This is a genomic window from Lacinutrix sp. MEBiC02404 (assembly GCF_053601575.1).
The window spans coordinates 1-219 of record NZ_JBSHNV010000157.1 but is presented as its reverse complement, the minus strand read 5'-3'; the positions used below and the strand labels follow the sequence as shown (position 1 = coordinate 219).

The following is a 219-nucleotide window of genomic DNA, read 5'->3' as shown; positions in this document are numbered from 1 at the left end:
TTCATTTTCTATGACAGCAACTTGTGATGGCGGAACCGCAAATATCACAGGAGATCTTGGCGGGAGTTTTGTTTTTAATCCGATACCAACGGATGGAGCAACAATAAACGCAACTAGCGGAGTGGTAACTAATGGAATTTCTGGAACAACCTATACGATAGAATACGCAAGTCCAGGAACCTGCGGAACAAGTAGCACACAAACGGTAACTGTTTTAAC

The 219-nt window shown here is 42.9% G+C and carries 1 protein-coding gene; it reads left to right on the top strand.

Annotated features, from left to right (window positions below; all coding sequences use genetic code 11):
* Window positions 1-219, top strand: a 219-nt coding sequence (locus tag ACVCXO_RS07600; protein WP_452228996.1) for a hypothetical protein, incomplete at both ends; no start/stop codon positions are given.